Origin of the sequence: Paenirhizobium cremeum, assembly GCF_047553425.1 — a bacterium.
In the GTDB taxonomy this organism is placed as follows: domain Bacteria; phylum Pseudomonadota; class Alphaproteobacteria; order Rhizobiales; family Rhizobiaceae; genus Allorhizobium; species Allorhizobium cremeum.
On sequence record NZ_CP180217.1, the window covers coordinates 2,904,587 to 2,927,301 of the forward strand.

24 protein-coding genes are annotated in these 22,715 nt (G+C 63.0%); 18 read left to right on the plus strand and 6 right to left on the minus strand.

Annotated elements, in window-relative coordinates:
- The first annotated feature begins 27 nt into the window (after window positions 1-27).
- The 4 genes from ACLBKR_RS14265 (at window position 28) to ACLBKR_RS14280 (ending at window position 3,457) form a co-directional block, all read left to right on the plus strand.
- Window positions 28-564 (plus strand): TetR/AcrR family transcriptional regulator, encoded by a 537-nt coding sequence (locus ACLBKR_RS14265; protein WP_414899451.1) that lies wholly within the window; start codon window positions 28-30, stop codon window positions 562-564.
- 189 nt (window positions 565-753) lie between these two features.
- Window positions 754-1,911 carry a CaiB/BaiF CoA transferase family protein gene (locus tag ACLBKR_RS14270; RefSeq protein WP_113424410.1) on the plus strand — a complete coding sequence of 386 codons (1,158 nt, stop codon included), beginning with the start codon at window positions 754-756 and terminating at the stop codon, window positions 1,909-1,911.
- Entirely contained in the window at window positions 1,911-3,047 is a 1,137-nt protein-coding gene (locus ACLBKR_RS14275) for an extracellular solute-binding protein (protein ID WP_414899452.1), read from the plus strand. Before ACLBKR_RS14270 ends, ACLBKR_RS14275 begins: the two co-directional genes overlap by 1 nt.
- 71 nt (window positions 3,048-3,118) lie before the next feature.
- Window positions 3,119-3,457: a YnfA family protein gene (locus ACLBKR_RS14280; RefSeq protein ID WP_113340834.1), complete on the plus strand. Its 339-nt coding sequence runs from the start codon at window positions 3,119-3,121 to the stop codon at window positions 3,455-3,457.
- Between the two features lie 33 nt (window positions 3,458-3,490).
- Here the strand turns inward: ACLBKR_RS14280 and ACLBKR_RS14285 are convergent, their stop codons facing one another.
- Entirely contained in the window at window positions 3,491-4,324 is an 834-nt protein-coding gene (locus ACLBKR_RS14285; RefSeq protein WP_414899453.1) for an amidohydrolase family protein, read from the minus strand.
- A gap of 75 nt (window positions 4,325-4,399) precedes the next feature.
- Window positions 4,400-5,188 carry an IclR family transcriptional regulator gene (locus tag ACLBKR_RS14290; protein ID WP_113340836.1) on the minus strand — a complete coding sequence of 263 codons (789 nt, stop codon included), beginning with the start codon at window positions 5,186-5,188 and terminating at the stop codon, window positions 4,400-4,402.
- A gap of 149 nt (window positions 5,189-5,337) precedes the next feature.
- Between ACLBKR_RS14290 and ACLBKR_RS14295 the strand changes: the two genes are divergently transcribed.
- From ACLBKR_RS14295 to ACLBKR_RS14345, 11 genes are all read left to right on the plus strand, one after another.
- On the plus strand, window positions 5,338-6,654 hold the full coding sequence (locus tag ACLBKR_RS14295) for a sugar ABC transporter substrate-binding protein (RefSeq protein ID WP_113340837.1): 1,317 nt from the start codon (window positions 5,338-5,340) through the stop codon (window positions 6,652-6,654).
- Window positions 6,655-6,897: 243 nt separating this feature from the next.
- Window positions 6,898-7,794 (plus strand): carbohydrate ABC transporter permease, encoded by an 897-nt coding sequence (locus ACLBKR_RS14300; protein WP_112829292.1) that lies wholly within the window; start codon window positions 6,898-6,900, stop codon window positions 7,792-7,794.
- A 1-nt stretch (window position 7,795) separates the two neighbouring features.
- Window positions 7,796-8,662: a carbohydrate ABC transporter permease gene (locus tag ACLBKR_RS14305; RefSeq protein WP_414899454.1), complete on the plus strand. Its 867-nt coding sequence runs from the start codon at window positions 7,796-7,798 to the stop codon at window positions 8,660-8,662.
- 3 nt (window positions 8,663-8,665) lie between these two features.
- A complete protein-coding gene (locus ACLBKR_RS14310) occupies window positions 8,666-9,763 on the plus strand; it encodes an ABC transporter ATP-binding protein (RefSeq protein WP_414899455.1) in 1,098 nt (365 codons plus the stop codon).
- 1 nt (window position 9,764) lies between these two features.
- A complete protein-coding gene (locus tag ACLBKR_RS14315; protein ID WP_414899456.1) occupies window positions 9,765-10,874 on the plus strand; it encodes a mandelate racemase/muconate lactonizing enzyme family protein in 1,110 nt (369 codons plus the stop codon).
- Between the two features lie 13 nt (window positions 10,875-10,887).
- Window positions 10,888-11,217 (plus strand): L-rhamnose mutarotase, encoded by a 330-nt coding sequence (locus ACLBKR_RS14320; RefSeq protein ID WP_112829288.1) that lies wholly within the window; start codon window positions 10,888-10,890, stop codon window positions 11,215-11,217.
- Window positions 11,218-11,244: 27 nt separating this feature from the next.
- The gene (locus ACLBKR_RS14325; RefSeq protein ID WP_112829287.1) at window positions 11,245-12,315 is read left to right on the plus strand and encodes a Gfo/Idh/MocA family protein; all 1,071 of its coding nucleotides are present in this window, start codon (window positions 11,245-11,247) and stop codon (window positions 12,313-12,315) included.
- An 11-nt stretch (window positions 12,316-12,326) separates the two neighbouring features.
- Window positions 12,327-12,779 carry a MaoC/PaaZ C-terminal domain-containing protein gene (locus ACLBKR_RS14330; RefSeq protein ID WP_414899457.1) on the plus strand — a complete coding sequence of 151 codons (453 nt, stop codon included), beginning with the start codon at window positions 12,327-12,329 and terminating at the stop codon, window positions 12,777-12,779.
- Window positions 12,780-12,809: 30 nt separating this feature from the next.
- Entirely contained in the window at window positions 12,810-13,544 is a 735-nt protein-coding gene (locus tag ACLBKR_RS14335; protein WP_113457325.1) for an SDR family oxidoreductase, read from the plus strand.
- A gap of 23 nt (window positions 13,545-13,567) precedes the next feature.
- Window positions 13,568-14,410 carry a fumarylacetoacetate hydrolase family protein gene (locus ACLBKR_RS14340; RefSeq protein WP_113487136.1) on the plus strand — a complete coding sequence of 281 codons (843 nt, stop codon included), beginning with the start codon at window positions 13,568-13,570 and terminating at the stop codon, window positions 14,408-14,410.
- Between the two features lie 44 nt (window positions 14,411-14,454).
- Window positions 14,455-15,732: an L-fuconate dehydratase gene (locus ACLBKR_RS14345; RefSeq protein WP_113340841.1), complete on the plus strand. Its 1,278-nt coding sequence runs from the start codon at window positions 14,455-14,457 to the stop codon at window positions 15,730-15,732.
- 66 nt (window positions 15,733-15,798) lie between these two features.
- Here ACLBKR_RS14345 and ACLBKR_RS14350 read toward each other — a convergent pair whose 3' ends face one another.
- A complete protein-coding gene (locus ACLBKR_RS14350) occupies window positions 15,799-16,788 on the minus strand; it encodes a zinc-dependent alcohol dehydrogenase family protein (RefSeq protein WP_414899458.1) in 990 nt (329 codons plus the stop codon).
- Window positions 16,789-16,893: 105 nt separating this feature from the next.
- On the opposite strand from ACLBKR_RS14350, the gene ACLBKR_RS14355 reads away from it, so the two are divergent.
- Complete coding sequence (locus ACLBKR_RS14355; RefSeq protein WP_113447736.1) at window positions 16,894-17,745, plus strand: LysR family transcriptional regulator; 852 nt, start codon at window positions 16,894-16,896, stop codon at window positions 17,743-17,745.
- Window positions 17,746-17,821: 76 nt separating this feature from the next.
- Here the strand turns inward: ACLBKR_RS14355 and ACLBKR_RS14360 are convergent, their stop codons facing one another.
- Entirely contained in the window at window positions 17,822-19,255 is a 1,434-nt protein-coding gene (locus ACLBKR_RS14360; RefSeq protein WP_113443323.1) for an NAD(P)(+) transhydrogenase (Re/Si-specific) subunit beta, read from the minus strand.
- Window positions 19,256-19,274: 19 nt separating this feature from the next.
- Window positions 19,275-20,849 (minus strand): Re/Si-specific NAD(P)(+) transhydrogenase subunit alpha, encoded by a 1,575-nt coding sequence (locus ACLBKR_RS14365; protein ID WP_112829377.1) that lies wholly within the window; start codon window positions 20,847-20,849, stop codon window positions 19,275-19,277.
- A gap of 253 nt (window positions 20,850-21,102) precedes the next feature.
- On the opposite strand from ACLBKR_RS14365, the gene ACLBKR_RS14370 reads away from it, so the two are divergent.
- On the plus strand, window positions 21,103-21,267 hold the full coding sequence (locus ACLBKR_RS14370; protein WP_112829279.1) for a DUF1328 domain-containing protein: 165 nt from the start codon (window positions 21,103-21,105) through the stop codon (window positions 21,265-21,267).
- Window positions 21,268-21,355: 88 nt separating this feature from the next.
- Here the strand turns inward: ACLBKR_RS14370 and ACLBKR_RS14375 are convergent, their stop codons facing one another.
- Window positions 21,356-22,111 carry a Crp/Fnr family transcriptional regulator gene (locus ACLBKR_RS14375; protein WP_113447738.1) on the minus strand — a complete coding sequence of 252 codons (756 nt, stop codon included), beginning with the start codon at window positions 22,109-22,111 and terminating at the stop codon, window positions 21,356-21,358.
- 140 nt (window positions 22,112-22,251) lie between these two features.
- Here ACLBKR_RS14375 and ACLBKR_RS14380 point away from each other — a divergent pair, with 140 nt between their 5' ends.
- Window positions 22,252-22,641, plus strand: a complete 390-nt coding sequence (locus ACLBKR_RS14380; protein ID WP_113447739.1) for a response regulator — start codon at window positions 22,252-22,254, stop codon at window positions 22,639-22,641.
- Window positions 22,642-22,715: the final 74 nt, after the last annotated feature.

The window sequence follows — 22,715 nt, forward strand, 5'->3', positions numbered from 1 at the left end:
GCGATCGAGGCGGTGGAAAGCGAAGGCATGGAATCGCTGACCACCCGCAAGATCGCGGCGCGCGCCGGCGTGCAGCTCGCCACGCTGCACTACTATTTCGACAGCAAGGAAAGCCTGATGCTGGCGGTCCTCGAAGATCTCGTCACAGACATGGGCACGCGCTACACCAGTTCGGTGAACAGCACCGACATGGACGACCGTATCGCCCAGCTCATCCGGCTGATCTGGCGCTATATCGGCGAGAACCCCAACCGGGAAATTTCCCAGATCGAACTGACGATCTATGCCCTGCGGACCCAGGGTTCCGAATGGCTCGCCGCCAAGCAGTACAACACCTACATCGATTTCTACAGCCAGTTCATCTTCCGTAACAGCGACATACCGGAGCCCGAACGGACCCGCATCGCCAATGCCGTCACCCGCTTCATGCTGATCGGGATCGACGGACTGATCCTGCAGAACTTCGCGCTCGGTGACACCGCCGTTGCCGCCGAGAGCGTGGAAGCGCTGATCTTCACCACCCAGGCCTATCTGAAAAAGCTGATCGCCGAAGCGGCGGCCTGACCCCTCATGGCATCGTGCTGCAAGCCTGATCCCCGGCCGACCGGCCGGGGCGGCGCCCCTGCGCGCCGATGACGGAGGGCGCAAAATCGGGCTTGCAAGAAATACCCATATGTGAAAGATAAATTCAAATAAGAATTACGACGATATTGGGTCGTCATTCATGCGTCCGGCGTCTGGGAGGAGATTGACATGCAGGATGAAGCAGGCCCGCTGCTCGCGGGGCTGACCGTGGTCGATATGAGCCAGTTCCTGTCGGGGCCTTACTGTTCGCTCCGTCTGCTCGACCTCGGCGCGCGCGTCATCAAGATCGAACGGCCTGACGGCGGCGACCTTTCCCGTCGCCTCTATCTCTCGGATACCGAAGTCGGCGGCGACTCCACGCTGTTCCACGCCATCAACCGCGGCAAGGAAAGCCTCGGCATCGACCTGAAGAACCCTGAGGATCTTGCCTTCCTGCGCAAGCTGCTCGGCAGCGCGGATGTCATGATCCAAAACTTCCGCCCCGGTGTGATCGAACGCCTCGGGCTCGACTACCAGGCGGTGAAGGCCATCAATCCGAGGATCGTCTATGCCTCGATCAGCGGCTATGGCGAAGAGGGACCTTGGGTCATGCGTCCGGGCCAGGACCTGCTTGCGCAGGCCCGCTCCGGCGTGATGTGGCTGAACGGCGACGAGGGCCAGGGACCGGTGCCGCTTGGCCTCTCCATCGCCGACATGCTGGCCGGCGCCAATACCTGCCAGGCCATCCTCGCCGCCCTCGTGCGCCGCGGCGTTTCGGGCAAGGGCGCGTATGTGCAGACCAGCCTTCTGGAAAGCCTTGTCGACCTGCAATTCGAGCTTCTGACGACCCACCTGAACGACGGCCGGCGGCTTCCGAAGCGCGCCTCCTTCCGCAATGCCAACGCCTATCTCTCCGCGCCCTACGGCGTCTATCCGGCAAAGGATGGCTATCTCGCCATCGCCATGACCCCGATCGGCCGCCTGCAGGATCTTCTCGGCATCGATGCCTTGGCCCCCTTCCGCGACGATCCGAAATCGTGGTTCACCCGCCGCGACGAGATCAAGAGGATCATCGCCGACAGCATCGCGACCGAGACGGTGGAACACTGGCTCGCCATTCTGGAACCCGCCGATATCTGGTGCTCGAAGGTGATGGAATGGCCGGAACTGCTGGAGAGCGAGGGTTTCCGCCTGCTCGACATGCTGCAGACGGTCACACGCGAGGACGATGTCGCGATCGGCACCACCCGCTGCCCCGTTCGCATCGACGGCAAGCGGCCCCATGGCGGCCGCGCGGCGCCGCTGGTCGGGGAACACACGGCGAAGATCAGGGCGGAGTTCGCCTGATGGCCATCACCCTGAAGGGCATGACCTGGAGCCATCCCCGTGGCTACGATCCGATGGTAGCCTGCTCCGCCGACTGGCTGGCAAGAGCCGGCGTGACGGTCGAGTGGGACAAGCGGTCTCTGCAGGATTTCGAGAGCTTTCCGGTGGAGGAACTTGCCCGCAGCTACGACCTGATCGTCATCGATCACCCCCATGTCGGGCAGATCACCGCGGAGAACTGCCTCGCCCCGCTGGACCGGCCGGATCGGCTGGCCGAATTCGAGGCGTTGGCGGCAGGCTCGGTTGGCGCCTCCTTCCCGAGCTACCACTGGCAGGGCCATCAATGGGCCTTCCCCATCGACGCCGCAACGCAGGTGCTTGCCTGGCGGCCCGACCGGCTGGAAGCTCCGCCGGCCAAATGGGACGATGTGCTCCATCTCGCCCGCCGGGGTGGCGTGCACCTGCCGCTACGCCCGCCCCACTCGCTGATGAGCTTCTTCACCCTTTGTGGCCAGCTCGGCCGCCCCTGCTCCGTCGACAGGGACACGCCCTTTGTAGACCGCGAGAGCGGCAGCAAGGCGCTGGAAATGCTTCGTGAACTGGCAAACCTCATTGATCCGGCCTGCCTGACGATGGACCCCATCGCGGTGCTCGATGCCATGGGCGACACAGGCTCCCCCGTTGCCGTCTCACCGCTCATCTACGGCTATGTCAGCTATTCGCTGGACGGCTTCCGCCCCGCCCGCATCGCCTTTGCCGACATGCCGACCGTCTCAGGCAGCGACCCCAGAGGCTCCGCGCTGGGCGGCACCGGCATCGCAGTTTCGGCCTTTTCCGAGAACCGGCAGGCCGCAATCGATTTCGCCTACTGGATCGCGGGAGGTCCGGTGCAGGCGGACGGCTACTGGCGCTCGGGAGGCCAGCCCGGCCATGCCGCCGGGTGGGAAGACGATGGTGCAAATGCCGCCACGCTCGACTTCTACCGCGCCACCCGCCGCACGCTGGAGGGCGCGTGGCTCCGGCCCCGGCATGACGGCTACATGCCGTTCCAGGAAGAAGCGTCCCATATCGTCAACAACGCGGTCACCGGCGCGATGTCCATCGACACGGCGATCGGGCAACTGAATGACGGCTTCGTGAAGAGTTTCCGGGGATAGCCCGGAGCCGCACTCTGGATCGGCAACTCCATCGATGTCACCATGAACGGGTTCGTTTCATGGTGACATCAATGCATCCGATCTTGTCCACCGGCGCCATTTACGCCGCTGCCGCCTTCTGCGAAATCGCCGGCTGTTTTGCCTTCTGGGCCTGGTTGAAACTGTCGAAATCCATCGTCTGGCTGGCGCCGGGTACGGCCCTTCTCATCGCCTTCGCCTCGCTGCTGACGCTGGTGCCGAGCGAAGCCGCAGGCCGCGCCTATGCCGCCTATGGCGGCGTCTATATCCTCGCCTCGCTGGTGTGGCTGTGGCTGATCGAGGGGCAGATACCGGATCGCTGGGACGTTACCGGCTCGCTGCTGGCGCTTGCCGGCGCCGCCGTCATCCTGTTTGCCCCTCGCGCCGCCTGACCCGAATTTGGGGCGGATTTCGGCCGGATAAGGTCAGATCTTCCAGAGCGTGCGGGCATTTCCCGAGAGAACCCGTGCCTTCTCATCGGGGCTGACGCCGGAAAGCAGGGCATGGGTCGCGCCCACCCAGGTCGAGAGACCGCCACCCAGCGTGCAGACGGGCCAGTCGCTGCCCCAGACCATGCGGTCGAAGCCGAAGCTTTCCGCCACATGGGCGAAGTAAGGTTTCAGGTCTTCCAGCGTCCAGCTCTCCGCTCCATAGGCCGGCAGGCCGGACAGTTTGACGGTCACATTCGGTCGCCGGGCGATTTCCGCCATCGGCCCCTTCCACACGGCAAAGCCGCCGCCCTTGATGTCGGGCACGCCGCAATGGTCGAGCACGAAAGAGACATCCGGAGCGAGATCGGCAAGCGCCGCGGCCTTGTCCAGTTGATGCGGCAGAACGCAGATGTCGAAAACCAGCCCGGTGCCTGAGAGACGCCGGATATTCTCGCGAAACAGCGCGCCTTCAGAAAGATCGTCCGGCATCACATGCAGCACGCGGCGAAACCCTCGCACGAAGCGATTGCCGCGCACCCGCTCGAGATAGGCGGGGAAATCCACCGATTCGGGCCGACAGGCGGCAATCGCCCCGGCAAGCTGGCTTCCCTCGGTGGCGGCAAGGCGCTCGATCATCGCCGTTTCGGCCTCGATGTCCTCCTCCGCCACGTCCACTTCCATGTGCAGGCTCGCCGAAATCCCGAGACGGCGGGCCTCCTGCAGATAGGTGTCATAGGTGAAATCGGCATCGAGCGGCGGCACGCCGGCCAGCCACGGATAGGAAAGCTGCGCCCGGTAGATCAGGTGCAGATGGGTATCGACGATCATCCGGGCCTCCTCCACGAATTCACGGAAGAACCTGCCACAGAAAAATCAGCTATTCAAATACGAATTTTTAAGCCACTAACCCTCAGCCTTGAAGCCGGAACCGGTCATCTCCGAAAGCTTGCGGGTCGTCTCCAGCAGAAGGTGAATGGTGTTGGTGATATCCGGCGCGCCGGGTGTGTTTATCAGCGTGATATAGGGCACCGTCAGCGATGCGATCACCTTGCCGTCTGCCCCGAGAACGGGGGCGGAAAGGTTGATGACGCCCGCCGTCTGCGCGCTCGGCATCATCTCGTAGCCCCGCGCACGGATCTGGTCGAGCCGCGAGAGGAATTCCGGCGTGACCTTGTTGTGGTCGCCGCTGCTGCCGAGGTTTTCGGCGATCATCATCTCGCGCTCCTCCTTCGTGTGGAAGGCGAGCAGCACATGACCGGAACCGGTATCGAACAGGCTGATCCGCGAGCCGACGCGGATGGAAATGCCCCAGTAACCCGGCGCTTCCTGCTGAGCGATGACCACCGGATAGCCCCGGTCGAAGACGACGAGTTGGTTCGCCTGGCGAGACGCCTCGGCAAGCTCGCGCATCAGCGGCACGGCGAAGGAAACGAGCCGACGCACCGGCGCATGAAGCTGGGCCAGCCCGAAAAGCTTCAGCGTCAATGCAAAGCGGTCCCCGTCGATGCGGGTCACGTAACCGCGCTTCACCAGCCGGTCGAGCATGCGGTAGAACTCGTTGGGGCTGCGGTCGAGGCGTTTGGAGATTTCGGCCTGCGTCAGCCCGCCGTCGACGGCCGCCAGAAGCTCGAGAATATCCAGCCCCTTGTCCAGCGCCGGCGCGCGATAGCGGTCATTGTCGTCTTCGGTCACCACGCCCTCCCCTATGAATAGATTCATTCATATACGCAGAAACAGGCCTCTGCAACACTTTCAGCTTGACGCATCATAAATAAATGGTTTGTATATGAATGAAGCTCTCATGGGTGAGGGCTGAGGCGCAAGCCGAATGGGAGGAGAAAATGTCGAAATTTTGGACCGGCGTCGCAGCCGGCGCAATACTATGTGCGTGGGCGGGCGCAGTCTTCGCGGCCGACCTGCCTGGCAAGTTCGAAGGCGTCTCCATCGATGCCAAGCTGATCGGCGGTCAGCAGTACGAAGCCCTTTATGCCCGCATTGCCGAATGGGAGAAGGCGACGGGCGCCAAGGTCAACGTCATTTCCAAGAAGAACCATTTCGAGCTCGACAAGGAGATCAAGTCGGACATCGCCACCGGAAACATTTCCTGGTGCGTCGGTTCCAACCACTCCTCCTTCGCTCCCCAGTATCCCGATATCTACACCGATCTCTCCGCGCTCCTGCCCAAGGAAGAGATCGACGCCTTCGTTCCGGCGAATATCAAGGCCTCGACGCTCGATGGCAAGCTGGTCATGCTGCCGCGCGCCCAGTTCGACGTCTCGGCGCTTTACTACCAGAAGAGCCTCTATCAGGACGAAGCGAAGAAGAAGGCCTTCAAGGAAAAATACGGCTACGACCTCGCGCCGCCGGATACCTGGCAGCAGGTCACCGATCAGGCGATCTTCTTCGCAAGCCCGCCGGATTTCTACGGCACGCAGTTCGCCGGCAAGGAAGAGGCGATCAACGGCCGCTTCTTCGAAATGTTGGTGGCCGAAGGCGGCGAATACCTCGACAAGGACGGCAAGCCGGCTTTCAATTCCGAGGCCGGCGTTCGCGCGCTCGACTGGTTCGTCAATCTCTACAAGGCCAAGGCCGTTCCGGCCGGCACCACCAACTATCTCTGGGATGATCTCGGCCAGGGTTTCGCTTCCGGCACCATCGCGGTCAATCTCGACTGGCCTGGCTGGGCATCCTTCTTCAACGACCCGAAGTCGTCCAAGGTCGCCGGCAATGTCGGCGTGAAGGTGCAGCCGGCGGGCTCTTCCGGCAAGCGCACCGGCTGGTCCGGCCACCATGGTTTCTCGGTCACCGAGAGTTGCGCCAACAAGGAAGCCGCCGCTTCGCTCGTCTGGTTCCTCACCAACGAGGACAGCCAGAAGCTCGAGGCCGCCGCAGGCCCGCTGCCGACGCGCACCGCCGTCTGGGATTGGGACATCAAACAGGCCGAGAGCGACCCATACAAGAAGGAGGTTCTGAGCGCCTTCCAGGAAGCGGCCAAGCATGCCTTCGCCGTTCCGCAGACGCCGTCCTGGATCGAGATCTCCAACGCCGTCTATCCGGAACTGCAGGCCGCCATCCTCGGCGACAAGTCCTCCAAGGACGCCCTCGACGCAGCCGCGAAGAAGGCGACCGAAATCCTTGAGGACGCCGGCGCGCTGTAAGGCTCGCACGCGGGATGGAATTGCCCCTCGCCCTGCCCCTCTCCCCGCAAGCGGGGAGAGGAAACGGACAGGTCGCAGCCTGTTCCTTCTCCCCGCCTGCGGGGGAGAAGGTGCTGGCAGGCGGATGAGGGGCAAGGCCCAATCAACAGGCAGTCGGAACACAGCGGGGATCCCGCACGATGCAAAGCTCCGCCGCGCCGTCATCCGGACCACGTCTATTAAAGCATACAGGAGAGGCATTTCATGAAAGGCTGGAGACCACCGGCACCCGTCCTGCTTCTGCTGCCCGCATTCATCGTCCTGGCAGCCGTCGTCGTCATCCCTCTTCTGCTGTCGCTGTATTCGAGCTTTACCGCTTTCCGGCTCACCCAGCCGGCATCGCTCTACACGCTGGTCGGCTTCCGCAATTATCAGCGCATCCTGACCGATCTGGAGTTCTGGAGCGCCTTCGGCCGCACCGTCCTCCTGCTCACCGTCGCGCTTAACCTCGAAATGCTGCTCGGCCTCGGCCTCGCCATGCTGGTCGAGAAGGCGACGCAGGGTCAGCGCATCCTCAGAACCGTCATGATGTTTCCGATGATGTTCTCGCCGATCCTCGTCGGCTTCCAGTTCAAGTTCATGTTCAACGACAATATCGGCCTGATTAACAATGCGCTGCAGTCGCTCGGCCTCACCGATCAGGCGATCCCGTGGCTGATCGACGGACAACTCGCCTTCTGGGCGATCCTGACCGCCGAAATCTGGTCGTCCACCTCGGTCTTCGCCATCCTGATCCTCGCCGGCCTGCTCGCCATGCCGAAGGAACCGATCGAGGCCGCCCGGGTCGATGGCTGCACGCCATTCCAGACCTTCCGCTACGTCACCTGGCCCTTCATCATGCCCTTTGCCTATATCGCCATGACGATCCGCTCGCTGGACGTCGCCCGTGCCTACGATATCGTCAAGATCATGACCGATGGCGGCCCGGCCAAGCGCACGGAACTGCTCTGGACGCTCGTCGCCCGCACCGCCTATTCCGACGCCCGCATGGGGCTCGCCAATGCCATGGCCTATTTCGCCATCCTGCTGTCGATCCTCTTCACCGTCTATTTTTACCGGAAGCTGGCGGCGGCCCGCACCCAGATCGCTGCGGAGTGGTGAGATGAACGAGAACGCACAACACCGTTTCAAGGCCACGCTGCTTTCCATCGCCCACAAGGTCACCCTGTTTGTGGCGATGACCATCATCTGCCTTCCCGGCCTCTGGATCGTGCTCGCCTCTTTCCGCCCGACGGTGGAAATCATGGCGAAGCCCCCGGTTTGGGTCCCCCAGGATCTTTCCCTCGATGCCTATATCGCCATGTTCTCCGGCATCGGCCAGGGCGGCATTCCGGTCATCGAATACTTCCGCAACTCTCTGATTGTCTCGATCACCTCGACGGTCGTCTCGCTCGCCATCGGCATGGCCGGCGGCTATGCCTTCGCGCGCTACCGCTTCAAGGGCAAGTCCGGCATCTTCCTCGGCCTGATGCTGACCCGCACAGTGCCCGGCATCGCGCTCTCCCTGCCGCTCTTCTTCGTCTATTCGAAACTCGGCATCATCGACAGCCATTTCGGCCTGATCCTCGCCTATGTCGCGCTGAACGTGCCCTTCACCATCTGGCTGATCGACGGCTTCTTCCGTCAGGTGCCGAAGGATCTCGCCGAAGCCGCACAGATCGACGGCTGCACCCGCTGGCAGGCCTTCTGGCAGGTGGAATTCCCCCTTGCCGGCCCCGGCATCGCGTCCGCCGGCATCTTCGCCTTCCTCACCTCGTGGAACGAGTTCGCGCTTGCCTCGCAGCTCACCCGTTCCGTCACCTCCAAGACCCTGCCCGTCGGCCTGCTCGACTACACCGCGGAATTCACCATCGACTGGCGCGGCATGTGCGCGCTCGCCGTCGTGATGATTATCCCGGCGCTCGTGCTGACGTTCATCGTGCAGAAACACCTCGTATCCGGCCTTACCTCCGGCGCAGTCAAAGGATAGACCATGGCAACCGTTTCCCTTGAAAAGCTGGTCAAGCGCTATGGAGCGCTCGAAGTGGTGCATGGCATCGACCTCGAAGTGGCGGACCGCGAATTCATCGCGCTCGTCGGCCCCTCCGGCTGCGGCAAGTCGACGACGCTGCGCATGATCGCCGGCCTGGAGCCGATCTCCGGCGGCAACCTCAAGATCGGCGGCCGCGTGGTCAACGACCTGCCGCCGCGCGCCCGCAATCTCGCCATGGTGTTCCAGTCCTATGCCCTCTACCCGCACATGACCGTGCGCGAAAACATGGGTTTCTCGCTGAAAATCGCCGGCATGAAGCCGGAGGAAATCGCCCCCCGTGTCGAGGAAGCGGCCCGCACCCTGGACCTGACCGCCCTTCTCGACCGTCGTCCATCGCAACTGTCCGGTGGCCAGCGCCAGCGGGTCGCCATGGGCCGCGCCATCGTGCGCGATCCGGACGTCTTCCTGTTCGACGAACCGCTGTCGAACCTCGACGCCAAGCTCAGAACCCAGATGCGCACCGAGATCAAGAAGCTGCACGCCAAGGTGCAATCGACGGTGATCTACGTCACCCATGACCAGGTCGAGGCGATGACGCTTGCCGACCGCATCGTCATCATGCGTGACGGTTATATCGAACAGGTCGGCACACCGGAGGAAGTGTTCCAGCGCCCGAATTCGAAGTTCGTTGCCGGCTTCATCGGTTCGCCGCCGATGAACCTCAAGGACGCCGAAATCGCCGACGGCCGCGTCGTCTTCGCCAATGGCGACAGCCTGCCTCTGCCGCAGCAGTTCGCCTCGCGTGTCAGCGCCGGCCGGAAGGTCACCTTCGGCCTTCGCCCCGACGACATCTATCCCACGGGTCACGGCATCCATTCCGGGGAGGAAACCGACGTCCACAGGGCGGAGCTCAAGGTGACGATCACCGAACCGCTCGGCAACGAGACGCTGGTTTTCGCCGAACTCGGCGCCAGTGAATGGGTGAGCCGCATGCTGAACCCGCGCGCGCTGAAGAGCGGCGAAAGCCTCTCCTTCTCGCTCGACCTTTCTCAGGCCCACATGTTCGACCGGGAAACCGGCAGGACCCTGAGAGGCTGACATGGCACGGATCGAACGTATAGAGTTGAAAATGGTCGACCTTCGCCCGAAGGTCGAGCGCACGGATGCGATCCAGAGTTTCGTCAGCCAGGAAACCCCGCTCGTCACCATCACCGACAGCGATGGCGCCATGGGCACCGGCTACAGCTACACCATCGGCACCGGCGGCTCCTCCGTCATGCGGCTTCTCGCCGATCATCTTAGCCCCCGCCTGATCGGCCGCGATGCCGACCGGATCGAGGCGATCTGGCATGAGCTGGAATTCGCCACCCATGCGACCACCATCGGCGCGATCACCTCGATTGCGCTTGCGGCCATCGACACGGCTCTCTGGGATCTTCGCGCCCGCAAGCAGGGGCTGCCGCTGTGGAAGCTCGCAGGCGGAGCAAAGGACCGCTGCCCGCTCTACACCACCGAAGGCGGCTGGCTGCATATTCCGACCGAGGCGCTGGTCGAGGACGCGCTGGACGCGAAATCGAGGGGTTTCAGCGGCTCCAAGGTGAAGATCGGCAAGCCCAGCGGTTCCGAAGACTTCGCCCGTTTGTCGGCCGTTCGCAAGGCCGTCGGCGATGCCTATGAGATCATGACCGATGCCAATCAGGGCTTCGCCGTCGACGAGGCGATCCGCCGCGCCGAACGGTTGAGGGAACTCGATCTCGCCTGGCTGGAGGAACCGCTCCCGGCCGACGATATCCACGGTCACGTCAGGCTCAATCGCGCGACCGCCACGCCGGTCGCGGTCGGCGAGTCTCTCTATTCGATCCGTCACTTCCGCGAATACATGCAGAAAGGGGCATGCTCCATCGTGCAGGTGGATGCCGGCCGCATTGGCGGCATCACCCCCTGGCTCAAGGTGGCGCATGCGGCCGAAGCCTTCGACATGCCGGTCTGCCCGCACTTTCTGATGGAACTGCATGTCAGCCTGACCTGCGCCGTGCCGAACGGCAAATATGTCGAATACATCCCCCAGCTCGACGACATCACCACCTCGCGCCTGAGGATCGAAGACGGCATGGCGCTTGCGCCCGAGACGCCCGGCCTCGGCATCGCGTGGGACTGGGACGCCATCGACGGCCGCCGGATCACCGAATTCGACCGCGAGATCCGATAAGGAGGAAACGACTATGCAGCGCATCGGCATGGTGATCGGCGTGAGGCCGGAAAAGCTCGAGGAATACAAGCGCCTGCACGCGGCCGTCTGGCCCGAGGTGCTGGCGATGATTTCCGCCTGCAACATCAAGAACTATTCGATCTTTCTGAAGGAGCCGGAGAACCTGCTCTTCTCCTTCTTCGAATATCACGGCACCGACTACCAAGCCGACATGGCGAAGATGGCCGCCGACCCGAAGACCCAGGAATGGTGGGCCGTCTGCATGCCCTGCCAGCAGCCCCTTGATAGCCGCAAGGATGATGAGTGGTGGGCGTCGATGGAGGAGGTATTCTTTCATGCGTAACGCTGTGCCGGCTTGGGGAAAAAGCACATGACCTTTGACCCGAAATCCCTTTCCCAGTCCTGGCCGCGGCCGGCAAAGCCGCGCCCGATCGTCACCTTCGGCGCCGGCTCCATCGTCAGCGACGCGCATTTTCCCGCCTATGCCAAGGGCGGGTTCCCCGTCGCCGGGCTCTACGATCCGGATTACGAAAAGGCGAAGGCGCTTGCCGACAAATGGGGTGTCACGGCCTATGCCTCCGTCGAGGAAGCGGCGGCAGTGGAGAACGCCATCTTCGATCTCGCCACCCCGCCGGCAGCCCATGCAAAAGTGCTGTCCGCCCTGCCGGATGGCGCACCGGTGCTGATCCAGAAGCCGATGGGTTCGGATCTTGCGGCCGCGACCGAAATCCTGAAGATCTGCCGGGCCAAAAACCTTAAGGCGGCCGTGAACTTCCAGCTCCGCTTCGCGCCGATGATGCTGGCGCTGAAGGATGCCATCGCCAAGGGATTGCTCGGCGAGGTCGTCGATTTCGACGTCTATCTGGCGCTCGATACACCATGGCAGCTCTGGGCCTTCCTCGAGGGACTGCCGCGCATCGAGATCGCCATGCACTCGATCCATTATCTCGACCTGATCCGGCAGATACTCGGCGATCCGGAGGGTGTGCATGCAAAGTCGATCGGCCACCCGAACCACAAGATGGCGCAGACCCGCACCACCGCGATCCTCGACTATGGCGACCGGGTACGCTGCGCCGTCTCGATCAACCACGACCATAAGTTCGGCCGCAGGCATCAGGCCTGCGAATTCCGTGTGTGCGGCACAGAAGGTGCAGCTTATGTCCAGCTCGGCGTCAATCTCGATTATCCGCGCGGCGAGCCTGATATCCTGGAGATTTACCCGAAGGGCGGCAGCGACTGGGTAACCGTGCCGCTGGAAGGCACTTGGTTCCCCGATGCCTTCGTCGGCCGCATGGCCAACCTGCAGCGCTACGCCTCCGGCGAGGATGCCGAACTCGTCTCGTCGGTCGAGGACGCCTGGAAGACCATGGCGCTCGTCGAGGCGCTCTACCAGTCGAACGCGGCACCTGCGACCGCGCTCGAGACACTACCGCAGTAAGGACGATCGCGATGGAACAGCTGAGATATTTTGAGGACTACGAAGTCGGCGCACAGCGCCTGACGACGGGTCGCACCATCACCGAGACGGATTTCATCGTCCATGCCGGCCATACCGGCGATTTCTTCCCGCATCACATGGATGCCGAATTCGCCAAGACCACCCCGTTCGGCCAACGCATCGCCCATGGCACGATGGTCTTTTCCATCGGCATCGGCCTGACCGCCAGCGTCATCAACCCGGCTGCCTTCTCCTATGGCTACGACCGCCTGCGGTTCATTCGCCCTGTGTTCATCGGCGACACCATCCACACCCGGGTCACCATTCATTTGAAGGAAGACGATCCGAAGCGTGCCGAAGTCGGCCGCGTCGTCGAGCGCACCGAAGTCATCAACCAGAAGGGCGAGGTCGTGCTCGCCGCCGACCATATCCACATCGTCGAGCGCCGGCCTAGGGCCGCCTGATCCGCCGACTTAAGGAAAGGAAGAAACCCCATGCCCCTCCCACTCGAAAACAAGCGCGTGCTGGTCACTGCTGCCGGCCAGGGCATCGGCCGGGCGAGCGCGCTCGCCTTCGCCCGCGCAGGTGCGACCGTCGTCGCCACCGACATCAATGCCGATGCGCTGAAGAGCCTTGCCAGTGAGATAAACATCGAAACCCGCCTGCTCGACGTGCTGAAGGACGAAGCGGTTACCGCCGTCGTCGCCGAGACCGGCCCCTTCGACGTGCTGTTCAACTGCGCCGGCTTCGTGCATTCCGGCTCGGTGCTCGAAATGGCCGACAAGGATCTCGACTTCGCCTTCGACCTCAACGTCCGCGCCATGGTGCGCACCATCCGCGCCGTGCTTCCTTCCATGCTGGAGCGTGGCGGCGGGGCGATCATCAACATGGCGTCGGTCGCTTCCTCCATCAAGGGCGTTCCGAACCGCTGTGCCTATTCCGTCACCAAGGCCGCCGTCATCGGCCTCACCAAGTCGGTCGCCGCCGATTATGTGGCACAGGGCATCCGCTGCAACGCCATCTGCCCCGGCACGGTGGAAAGCCCCTCGCTGCAGGACCGCATGAAGGCCCAGGGCGATTATGAAGCCGCCCGCGCCGCCTTCATCGCCCGCCAGCCCATGGGCCGCCTCGGCACGCCTGAGGAAATCGCCGATCTGGCGGTGCATCTCGCCACCGCGACCTATACCACTGGTCAGGCCTACGCCATCGACGGCGGCTGGACCATCTAATCTCATCTGAAAGGAATTCCCCGATGAAACTCATGCGCGTCGGCCCCCTTGGCCAGGAAAAACCTGCCCTTCTCGACAAGGACGGCAAGATCCGTGACCTTTCCGCCCATGTCGCCGATATCGGCGGCGCGGCCATCGGCCCGGAAGGCCTTGCAAAGATCGCGGCCATCGACCCCGCCTCGCTGCCGGAACTCGCGCCGGGCCGCATCGGCGCCTGCGTTGCCGGTACCGGCAAGTTCATCTGCATCGGCCTCAACTATTCCGACCACGCGGCGGAAACCGGCGCTGAGGTCCCGCCGGAACCGGTCATTTTCATGAAGGCGACCTCGGCCATTGTCGGCCCGAACGATGACGTGCTGATCCCGCGCGGTTCGGAAAAGACCGACTGGGAGGTCGAACTCGGCGTCGTCATCGGAAAGACCGCGAAATACGTCTCGGAAGCCGAAGCCATGGACTATGTCGCCGGCTACTGCGTCTCCCACGACGTTTCCGAACGCGCCTTCCAGACGGAACGGGCGGGACAGTGGACCAAGGGCAAGTCCTGCGACACCTTCGGTCCCATCGGCCCCTGGCTGGTGACGAAGGACGAGATCGCCGATCCCCAGAACCTCTCGATGTGGCTGACTGTCAACGGCGAAAAAATGCAGAACGGCTCGTCGAAGACCATGGTCTACGGCGTCGCCCATCTCGTTTCCTATCTCAGCCAGTTCATGTCGCTCCACCCCGGTGACGTCATTTCCACCGGCACGCCGCCCGGCGTCGGCCTCGGCATGAAGCCGCAGCGCTTCCTGAAGGCCGGCGATGTCGTCGAACTCGGCATCGAAAGCCTCGGCACCCAGAAGCAGACCTTCAAGGCCGACTCCTGACCCCCTCACCCTGATCCCTCCCTCAAGCCCCAGGGCCTTGACCTATGACCAAGATCACCAGCCTGCGCTCGATTGACCTGCGCTTTCCCACCTCCCGGAGCCTCGACGGCTCGGACGCGATGAATCCGGACCCGGATTACTCGGCTGCCTATGTCGTGCTGGGTACCGACCAGCCCGGCCTTGAAGGCCATGGCCTGACCTTCACGATCGGCCGCGGCAACGAGATCTGCTGCGCCGCGATCGACGCCATGAAGCATCTGGTGGTGGGGCTGGATCTCGATTGGGTCAAGGCCAATCCCGGCCGCTTCTGGCGGCATGTGACGAGCGACAGCCAGTTGCGCTGGATCGGTCCGGACAAGGGCGCCATGCATCTTGCCACCGGCGCCGTGGTCAACGCCGTCTGGGATATCCTCGCCAAGCAGGCCGGCAAGCCGGTCTGGCGCCTTGTCGCGGACATGACGCCCGAGGAAATCCTCTCCATCGTCGACTTCCGCTACCTGACGGACGCCATCACGCCGGACGAGGCGCTGGCGATCCTGAAGAAGGCCGAGGAAGGCAAGGCCGAGCGCATCGCCCTCCTCGAGAAGGAAGGCTATCCCTGCTACACCACGTCTGCCGGCTGGCTCGGCTATTCCGACGAGAAGCTGCGCCGACTCTGCCAGGAGGCCGTCGATCAGGGCTTCACCCACATCAAGATGAAGGTCGGCCGCGATCTGGAAGACGACAAGCGCCGCCTGAAGATCGCCCGCGAAGTCATCGGCGACGACCGCTACATGATGATCGACGCCAACCAGGTCTGGGAAGTCGGCGAGGCCATCGACTGGGTGAAGGAACTTTCGGTCTACAAGCCGTTCTTCATCGAGGAGCCGACCAGCCCCGACGATGTCGCCGGCCACAAGGCGATCCGTAAGGCCGTGGCGCCGGTCAAGGTCGCGACCGGCGAGATGTGCCAGAACCGCATCGTCTTCAAGCAGATGATCGCCGGCGGCGCGATCGACATCGTGCAGATCGACTCGTGCCGCATGGGCGGCCTGAACGAAGTGCTTGCCGTGCTGCTGATGGCTGCAAAGTACAATCTGCCCGTCTGGCCCCATGCCGGCGGCGTCGGACTTTGCGAATATGTCCAGCACCTCTCGATGATCGACTACATCGCCGTCTCCGGCACCAGGGAAGGCCGCGTCATCGAGTTCGTCGACCATCTGCACGAACACTTCATCGATCCCTGCCGAATCGAGAACGCGGCCTACATGCCCCCGTCGCTGCCGGGCTTCTCCATCGAGATGAAGCCGCAATCGATTGCGGACTATACGTTCAAGGGATAAGCAAGACGGCAATGGCGCGCGTCCGCAACACTGCGGACGCGCGCCATTGCGTCACGAATGTCGTCCTCAGTCGATGGTGACGACCAGCTTTCCGTCTGCCGCCCGTGTTTCGATCAGTTCGTGCGCCTCGGTCGCGGTCGAAAAATCGAACTGTCGCCGGTCCAGCCTCGGCACGATCTTTCCGGCCTCGGCAAGTCTTGTGGCTTCCCGCATGATCTCGCCGTGATGTTCGCGGCCTTCGCCGGTCAGGAGCGGCAGGAGCGTGAAGACGCCAGAATAGGTCGCGGCCTTGAAGGAAAGGGGCGCAAGGGCATGGGTGCCCCAGCCCAGACTGCTCGCCACATGGCCGAAACGCTTGACGGCCCTGAAGGCCGTGTCGAGCGAAGCGCCGCCGACCGTATCATAGACGACATCGAAGCCCTTCCCGCCGGTGTATTTCTGCACATAGGCCTCGACATCCTCGGAAGCATAGTCGATCGGCACGGCTCCAAGGCTGCGAAGGTAATCGGCCTTGCCGGCGCTATCGACACCGTAGACCTCGGCGCCGAACGCCTTGGCGATCTGCACGGCGATGTGACCGACCCCACCGCCCGCCCCCAGAACGAGCACGGTCTGGCCGGGCTTCACGCCCACGCGGTCGACGAGACCTTCCCAGGCGGTGATGAAGACTAAGGGAAGCGCCGCAGCCTCCCGCATGCTCAATGTGGCCGGCTTGATGGCAAGAAGCCTCGCATCGACAGCCGCAAATTCGGCAAGCGATCCCTGATTGCCACCCACGCCACCCGTCATCCCGTAGACCTCGTCGCCGCGCCGGAAACCGGTCACGCCGGGGCCGACCTCCTCCACCGTCCCCGCAAGGTCGATGCCGAGAATGGCGGGTAGCGACTGGCGAGCATGCGCGCCGTTGCCGGCTCGGATCTTCGTGTCGAGCGGATTCACACCGCTTGCCTTGATGCGGACAAGGACTTGTCCCTCGCCGGCAACCGGCCGGGCAATATGCGCGAGGCGGAACGGCGCGCCATAGGTTTCGAGAACAAGCGCTTTCATATTGGTCATCTCCATCACTCCTTGAGTTGCGATGGGCAGAGATTGCGCTCACGTAAATTGAATGGAAATTATAGATATCGCATGATATCCATTCATTTTTGAATGAGAGTCCATATGACGCCGGAATGGAGCGATTTTCGCATTTTCCTCGCGGTCGCCCGCGAAGGCACATTGGGCGCGGGTGCCCGACGGCTCGGCCTCACCCAGCCGACCATGGGTCGGCGGCTGAAAGCCCTGGAGGCAGCGCTCGGCACCGTGCTGTTCCAGAGAACGACCGACGGTTTTGTCCTGACCGACGAGGGCAGGTTGCTGCTGCCCCATGCCGAACGCATGGAGGAGGAGGCGATTGCCGTCGAGCGCGGCCTCGCGGGAAGCCGAAACGAACTCGACGGGCTCATCAGGATCTCCAGTTCGGACTGGTTCGGGGTGCATGTCCTGTCGCCCCTGCTTGCCGAGTTCTCCCGGCGGCATCCGAAGGTCGTGATCGAACTGCTGACGGATTCGCGGCTGCTCAACCTCTCCCGCCGCGAGGCCGATCTGGTGTTTCGCATCCGGCCCTTCACCGAGGTCGACGTCATCTCCCGCAAGTTCACGCATGTCGAGTACGGGCTTTACGTACCGGAGGGCTTCCCCGACCCGGTGATTGGCGACGGCGAGGGCTTGAGCGTGGTGACGATGGACGAGGCGTTCGGCAGCATGCCGGACGTGGCCTGGCTCCGCGAGAGCTTTCCCGGCGCATTCGTTGCCATGCGCAGCAACAACCGGGATGTCCAGGCCCGCCTATGCGCTGGCGGAGCGGGCATGGCGGTTCTCCCGGTGCCGCTCGGCAACAGGACATCGGGCATTCGCCGCGTCGAACTCCAGGCACCTCCGCCGGGACGGGACACATGGCTGGGCTACCACCGTGACATGCGCCGTCTGCCGAGGCTGCGCGCTCTCCTCGACTTCCTGATCGCCGCCATATGATGCTGAAGCGGTCATCGCCGGAGACAAAAAAGCCGGGCGTCTCCACCCGGCTTTCGATGTCGCGTAACGCCCGGTCCTACTTTATCATCGGCAGGAGTTCGGAAACCGATTTCTTGGCGTCGCCATAGAACATCCGCGTGTTCTCCTTGTAGAACAGCGGGTTCTCGATACCGGAATAGCCGGTGCCCTGACCGCGCTTGGACACGAAGACCTGCTTGGCCTTCCACACTTCGAGAACCGGCATGCCTGCGATCGGCGAGTTCGGGTCTTCCTGCGCGGCCGGATTGACGATGTCGTTCGAGCCGATGACGATGACCACGTCCGTGTTCGGGAAATCGTCGTTGATCTCGTCCATTTCCAGAACGATGTCGTAGGGCACCTTGGCCTCGGCGAGCAGCACGTTCATGTGGCCCGGCAGACGGCCGGCGACCGGATGGATGGCGAAACGCACTTCCTTGCCGGCGGCGCGCAGCTTGCGGGTCAGTTCCGAAACCGCCTGCTGCGCCTGCGCGACGGCCATGCCGTAGCCCGGCACGATGATGACCGAGTCCGCTTCGTTGAGTGCGGCGGCAACGCCCTCGGCGTCGATCGCCACCTGCTCGCCGGTGATCTCCATCGCCGGCCCCGTCGTCGTGCCGAAGCCGCCGAGAATGACGGAGACGAAGGAGCGGTTCATCGCCTTGCACATGATGTAGGAGAGGATCGCACCCGAGGAGCCGACCAGCGCGCCGGTGACGATCAGAAGATCGTTGCCGAGCGTGAAGCCGATGGCCGCCGCAGCCCAGCCGGAATAGCTGTTCAGCATCGACACCACCACCGGCATGTCGGCGCCGCCGATGCCCATGATGAGGTGGTAGCCGATGAAGAAGGCGAGCAGCGTCATCAGGATCAGCGTCCAGACGCCCGCGCCGTTGAAATACATCACCAGCATTATGAACGACAGGATCGCCGCGCCAGCGTTGAGCATGTGGCCGCCCGGCAGCTTCTTGGCCTTGCCGTCCACCTTGCCGGCAAGCTTGCCGAAGGCGATGACCGAACCGGTGAAGGTGACGGCTCCGATGAAGACGCCGAGGAAAACCTCGACCTTCATGATGGCGAGTTCGACAGGCTCCTTGTGGGCAAGGATCGCCGCAAAGCCCGTAAGCGCCGCGCGACCCGCCTCGTCCATGGTCGCCACGCGCCATGCTTCGATATGCGCGTTATAGCCGATGAAGACGGCGGCAAGACCGACGAAGGAGTGAAGTGCAGCAACGAGCTGCGGCATCTCGGTCATCTGCACGCGGCTTGCCACGTAGTGGCCGAGCACGGCGCCGCCGGCGATCATCAGCAGGATGATGAACCAGTTGCCGACACCCGGACCGAAGACCGTGGCGACGACGGCAAGCCCCATGCCGATAATGCCGTACCAGACGGCGCGCTTGGCGCTTTCCTGGCCGGAAAGACCGCCGAGGGAAAGGATGAAAAGAACGGCCGCGGCGATGTAGGCGGCGGAAACGATACCGATCGTCATGATTATATCCCCTCCCCGATCAGGACTTCTGGAACATGGCGAGCATGCGCCGGGTGACGAGGAAGCCACCGACGATGTTGATCGTGGCGATCAACACCGACAATGCGGCAAGGATCACCACCAGCCAGTTGCCCGAGCCGATCTGCAGGAGAGCGCCGAGGATGACGATACCGGAAATTGCGTTCGTCACCGCCATCAGTGGCGTGTGCAGCGAGTGGCTGACATTCCAGATGACCTGGAAGCCGATGAAGCAGGCGAGCACGAAAACGATGAAATGGCTCATGAAGCTGGCCGGCGCATAGGCGCCGACAATCAGCAGCAGCGCCGTGCCGATGGCGAGCAGACCGGCCTGGTTGCGGGTCTGCGCCTTGAAGGCGGCGACTTCCTGAGCGCGCTTTTCCTCCGGCGTCAGTTCCTTCGGCTTTTCCTTCGGCTTCTGCGCGGCGATCGCCTGCACCTTCGGCGGCGGCGGCGGGAAGGTGATCTCGCCCTGATAGGTCACGGTCGCGCCGCGGATGACGTCGTCTTCCATGTTGTGGACGAGGACGCCGTCCTTGGCGGGCGTCAGATCCGTCATCATGTGGCGGATATTGGTGGAATAAAGGGTCGAGGACTGGGCGGCCATGCGGCTCGGGAAATCCGTGTAGCCGATGACGATCACGCCGTTATCGGAAACGATCCTCTGGTCTGCGACCGTGAGGTCGCAGTTGCCGCCGCGCTCGGCCGCAAGGTCGATCACGACCGAACCCGGCTTCATCGCAGCCACCATGTCGGCCAGCCACAGCTTCGGCGCATCGCGGCCCGGAATGAGAGCCGTGGTGATGACGATATCCATGTCGGGAGCGAGTTCGCGGAACTTCTCGAGCTGCTTCTCGCGGAATTCCGGCGATGACGGCGCGGCATAGCCGCCGGTTGCGGCACCGTCCTGCTGCTGATCGGCAAAGTCGAGGAAGACGAACTCGGCGCCCATCGATTCGATCTGCTCGGCCACTTCCGGACGCACGTCGAAGGCGTAGGTGATCGCGCCAAGCGAGGTCGCCGTCCCGATCGCGGCGAGGCCTGCGACACCCGCACCTATGACCAGCACCTTGGCCGGTGGAACCTTGCCCGCTGCCGTCACCTGACCGGTGAAGAAGCGGCCGAAATTGTTGCCCGCCTCGATGACGGCGCGATAGCCCGCAATATTCGCCATGGAGGAAAGCGCGTCCATCTTCTGGGCGCGGCTGATGCGCGGCACCATGTCCATGGCGACGACGTTTGCACCCTTCTCCTTGCAGAGCTCGAGAAGGTCCTTGTTCTGGGCGGGGTAGAAGAACGAGATCAGCGTCTTGCCGGCTGTCAGCCGCTCGGCCTCGGCCGTTTCCGGCGGACGCACCTTGGCGATCACGTCGGCGCCTGCGTAAAGCGCCTCGGCTCCGTCGACCACCGTCACGCCGGCGGCGCGATAAGCCTCGTCGGAAAAGCCCGCGGACTTCCCCGCACCGGCTTCTATCAGGCATTCATAGCCGAGCTTCTGCAGTTGGACCGCGCTGTCCGGCGTCATCGCCACGCGCGCCTCGCCTGCAAAAATCTCCTTTGGCGAACCGATCTTCAAACCCATCTCCTCAATCCCTAGCCAAAAGTCGAAACTCCCAGTCGGCGGACACGAGCAGAACCGAAGCCTCATGTCCAGCCCCAATGAGCCCCAATCCGTTCGGTTTTGTCCCTCGACGATTGGGCATCACCGAATATTTGCCGCGACCCGGCCTCGACCCGTCGAATGACCCCGATCGAACCGGCCGTCCGCCATGGAACAAATCGCCTGCTCCACTGTTAACCGGCGGTTCCGCCGATGCAGGGAGACGATCATGTTGCGATGGATCCTGATTTTTCTTCTGATTGCCGCCGTTGCCAGCCTGCTCGGCTTTCGCGGCGTCGCCGGTGTGTCCGCCGGCATCGCCAAGATCCTCATATTCATCGTTCTGGTCATTCTTATCATTGCTCTTTTCACCGGCGTAATCATTGTTGCCTGACGCGGCGAAATGAAGCGGCGCCCGCCGGGGCAAAGCCCGCGGGCGAAGCAGGCTGCCGATTTCCTCCTCCACTAATCTGGGGATACCGTCAGATGAAGGGCCGGACGAGTGCATCGTCCGGCCGCCAGTTGGCGACTTCGCACAGGGCTTCGACGTCGAGCACGTCGCAGCCGCGATCCAGCCATCGGATCATGCCGCGGTCGCCCAGACGCCGCAGCGTCTTGTTGGTATGAACGATCGACAGGCCGAGCGTATCGGCGACATGCGTTTGGGTTACCGGAACATATCGCCTGGTTTCGTCGAGCAATCCGGTAAGCCGGCCGCGCTCGTGGAGAAAGGCCAGGAGATAAGCTGCCCTTTCGAGCGCGGTGCGCCGCCCGATGCTGAGCAGATGCTCATCCAGGATCGATTCCTCGCGCGCGGCAAGCCAGGTGAGGTCATAGGCGAGGCTCGCATGCTTCTCGAAAAGCGTGAACAGCCGGCTTCGTTCGAACATGCAGAGCGTCATCGGCGTAAGAGCCTCGACCGAGTGCTGCATTTCCGCCATCAGCGCGCCCTGCAGCCCCACAAGGTCGCCCGGCACCACATAGTTGAGGATCTGCCTGCGGCCATCCTCCAGGATCTTGTAGCGAAACCCCCACCCCTCGAGAACGGTGTAGAGATGCGCGCTGTTGGTGCCCTCCACCACCACGGTCGCGCCCGCATCCGTGCTCAGTTCGCCTCTTTTGAACCGGGCGACGAAATCGAGTTCGTCCTCTGAAAACCGCCTAAAATGCGACATGGAACGAAGCGGGCAGGAATAGCAGCTCAGCCGAACGGAACTCTGACGAAAGTCGTTTGCCATGCAATGTCCTCTTTTTTACCGCAAAAGGGTTCCTTCAAGAAAATGTTCCATTCGGAACCCTCGTTGCCCAGGACATGTCTTTTTTAAATGACGGGCCGGTCAGTTCACGCCAAGGTCGCGGCGAACCAGAAGGAAAAGCCATGAACAACCCGTCGCTTCGTGTTCTCGTTGTCGAGAGCCAAGGTCTGATCGCGGTGGAGATAGAAGATATCCTCACGGAAAAACTCGGATGCAGCGTAACGATCACCGCGCATGCGGAATTCGGCGACGCTCTCGCCAACGGTCGCTATGACGTGGTTCTCGTGGATGCGGCTCCTTCGAAGGCGGAAAACCTTGCCCGTGCAGAGCAGATCGAGGCGTCCGGCGCCGCCACCGTCTTTCTGTCCGCCTATGAGGATTTTTCGCCGAATGCTCGGTCCTCGCACGGCTTCCCGATCATCGACAAGCCTTTCGATCCGTTCCATCTCGTGGAAACCGTCAAGGCGGCGGCCGCTCATCGCTACGATTCCGCCCCGGACGCACAAGGCTAGCCGTTCCGGCAAAGCCGAAACCGGCGTTCCGTCTGAAGTTCCTGGAAACCGGGACGTTGCAGCATCCTTGCGCA

Bases quoted from the DNA above. Each gene is read 5' to 3' on its own strand.
- ACLBKR_RS14335 (WP_113457325.1), top strand. From the start codon at position 12,810: ATGCCCCTCCCACTCGAAAACAAGCGCGTGCTGGTCACTGCTGCCGGC.
- ACLBKR_RS14280 (WP_113340834.1), top strand. From the start codon at position 3,119: ATGCATCCGATCTTGTCCACCGGCGCCATTTACGCCGCTGCCGCCTTC.
- ACLBKR_RS14325 (WP_112829287.1), top strand. From the start codon at position 11,245: ATGACCTTTGACCCGAAATCCCTTTCCCAGTCCTGGCCGCGGCCGGCA.
- ACLBKR_RS14360 (WP_113443323.1), bottom strand. From the start codon at position 19,255: ATGACGATCGGTATCGTTTCCGCCGCCTACATCGCCGCGGCCGTTCTT.
- ACLBKR_RS14270 (WP_113424410.1), top strand. From the start codon at position 754: ATGCAGGATGAAGCAGGCCCGCTGCTCGCGGGGCTGACCGTGGTCGAT.
- ACLBKR_RS14380 (WP_113447739.1), top strand. From the start codon at position 22,252: ATGAACAACCCGTCGCTTCGTGTTCTCGTTGTCGAGAGCCAAGGTCTG.
- ACLBKR_RS14320 (WP_112829288.1), top strand. From the start codon at position 10,888: ATGCAGCGCATCGGCATGGTGATCGGCGTGAGGCCGGAAAAGCTCGAG.
- ACLBKR_RS14345 (WP_113340841.1), top strand. From the start codon at position 14,455: ATGACCAAGATCACCAGCCTGCGCTCGATTGACCTGCGCTTTCCCACC.
- ACLBKR_RS14295 (WP_113340837.1), top strand. From the start codon at position 5,338: ATGTCGAAATTTTGGACCGGCGTCGCAGCCGGCGCAATACTATGTGCG.
- ACLBKR_RS14330 (WP_414899457.1), top strand. From the start codon at position 12,327: ATGGAACAGCTGAGATATTTTGAGGACTACGAAGTCGGCGCACAGCGC.
- ACLBKR_RS14375 (WP_113447738.1), bottom strand. From the start codon at position 22,111: ATGGCAAACGACTTTCGTCAGAGTTCCGTTCGGCTGAGCTGCTATTCC.
- ACLBKR_RS14340 (WP_113487136.1), top strand. From the start codon at position 13,568: ATGAAACTCATGCGCGTCGGCCCCCTTGGCCAGGAAAAACCTGCCCTT.
- ACLBKR_RS14350 (WP_414899458.1), bottom strand. From the start codon at position 16,788: ATGACCAATATGAAAGCGCTTGTTCTCGAAACCTATGGCGCGCCGTTC.
- ACLBKR_RS14310 (WP_414899455.1), top strand. From the start codon at position 8,666: ATGGCAACCGTTTCCCTTGAAAAGCTGGTCAAGCGCTATGGAGCGCTC.
- ACLBKR_RS14275 (WP_414899452.1), top strand. From the start codon at position 1,911: ATGGCCATCACCCTGAAGGGCATGACCTGGAGCCATCCCCGTGGCTAC.
- ACLBKR_RS14355 (WP_113447736.1), top strand. From the start codon at position 16,894: ATGACGCCGGAATGGAGCGATTTTCGCATTTTCCTCGCGGTCGCCCGC.
- ACLBKR_RS14370 (WP_112829279.1), top strand. From the start codon at position 21,103: ATGTTGCGATGGATCCTGATTTTTCTTCTGATTGCCGCCGTTGCCAGC.
- ACLBKR_RS14265 (WP_414899451.1), top strand. From the start codon at position 28: ATGGAATCGCTGACCACCCGCAAGATCGCGGCGCGCGCCGGCGTGCAG.
- ACLBKR_RS14300 (WP_112829292.1), top strand. From the start codon at position 6,898: ATGAAAGGCTGGAGACCACCGGCACCCGTCCTGCTTCTGCTGCCCGCA.
- ACLBKR_RS14315 (WP_414899456.1), top strand. From the start codon at position 9,765: ATGGCACGGATCGAACGTATAGAGTTGAAAATGGTCGACCTTCGCCCG.
- ACLBKR_RS14305 (WP_414899454.1), top strand. From the start codon at position 7,796: ATGAACGAGAACGCACAACACCGTTTCAAGGCCACGCTGCTTTCCATC.
- ACLBKR_RS14285 (WP_414899453.1), bottom strand. From the start codon at position 4,324: ATGATCGTCGATACCCATCTGCACCTGATCTACCGGGCGCAGCTTTCC.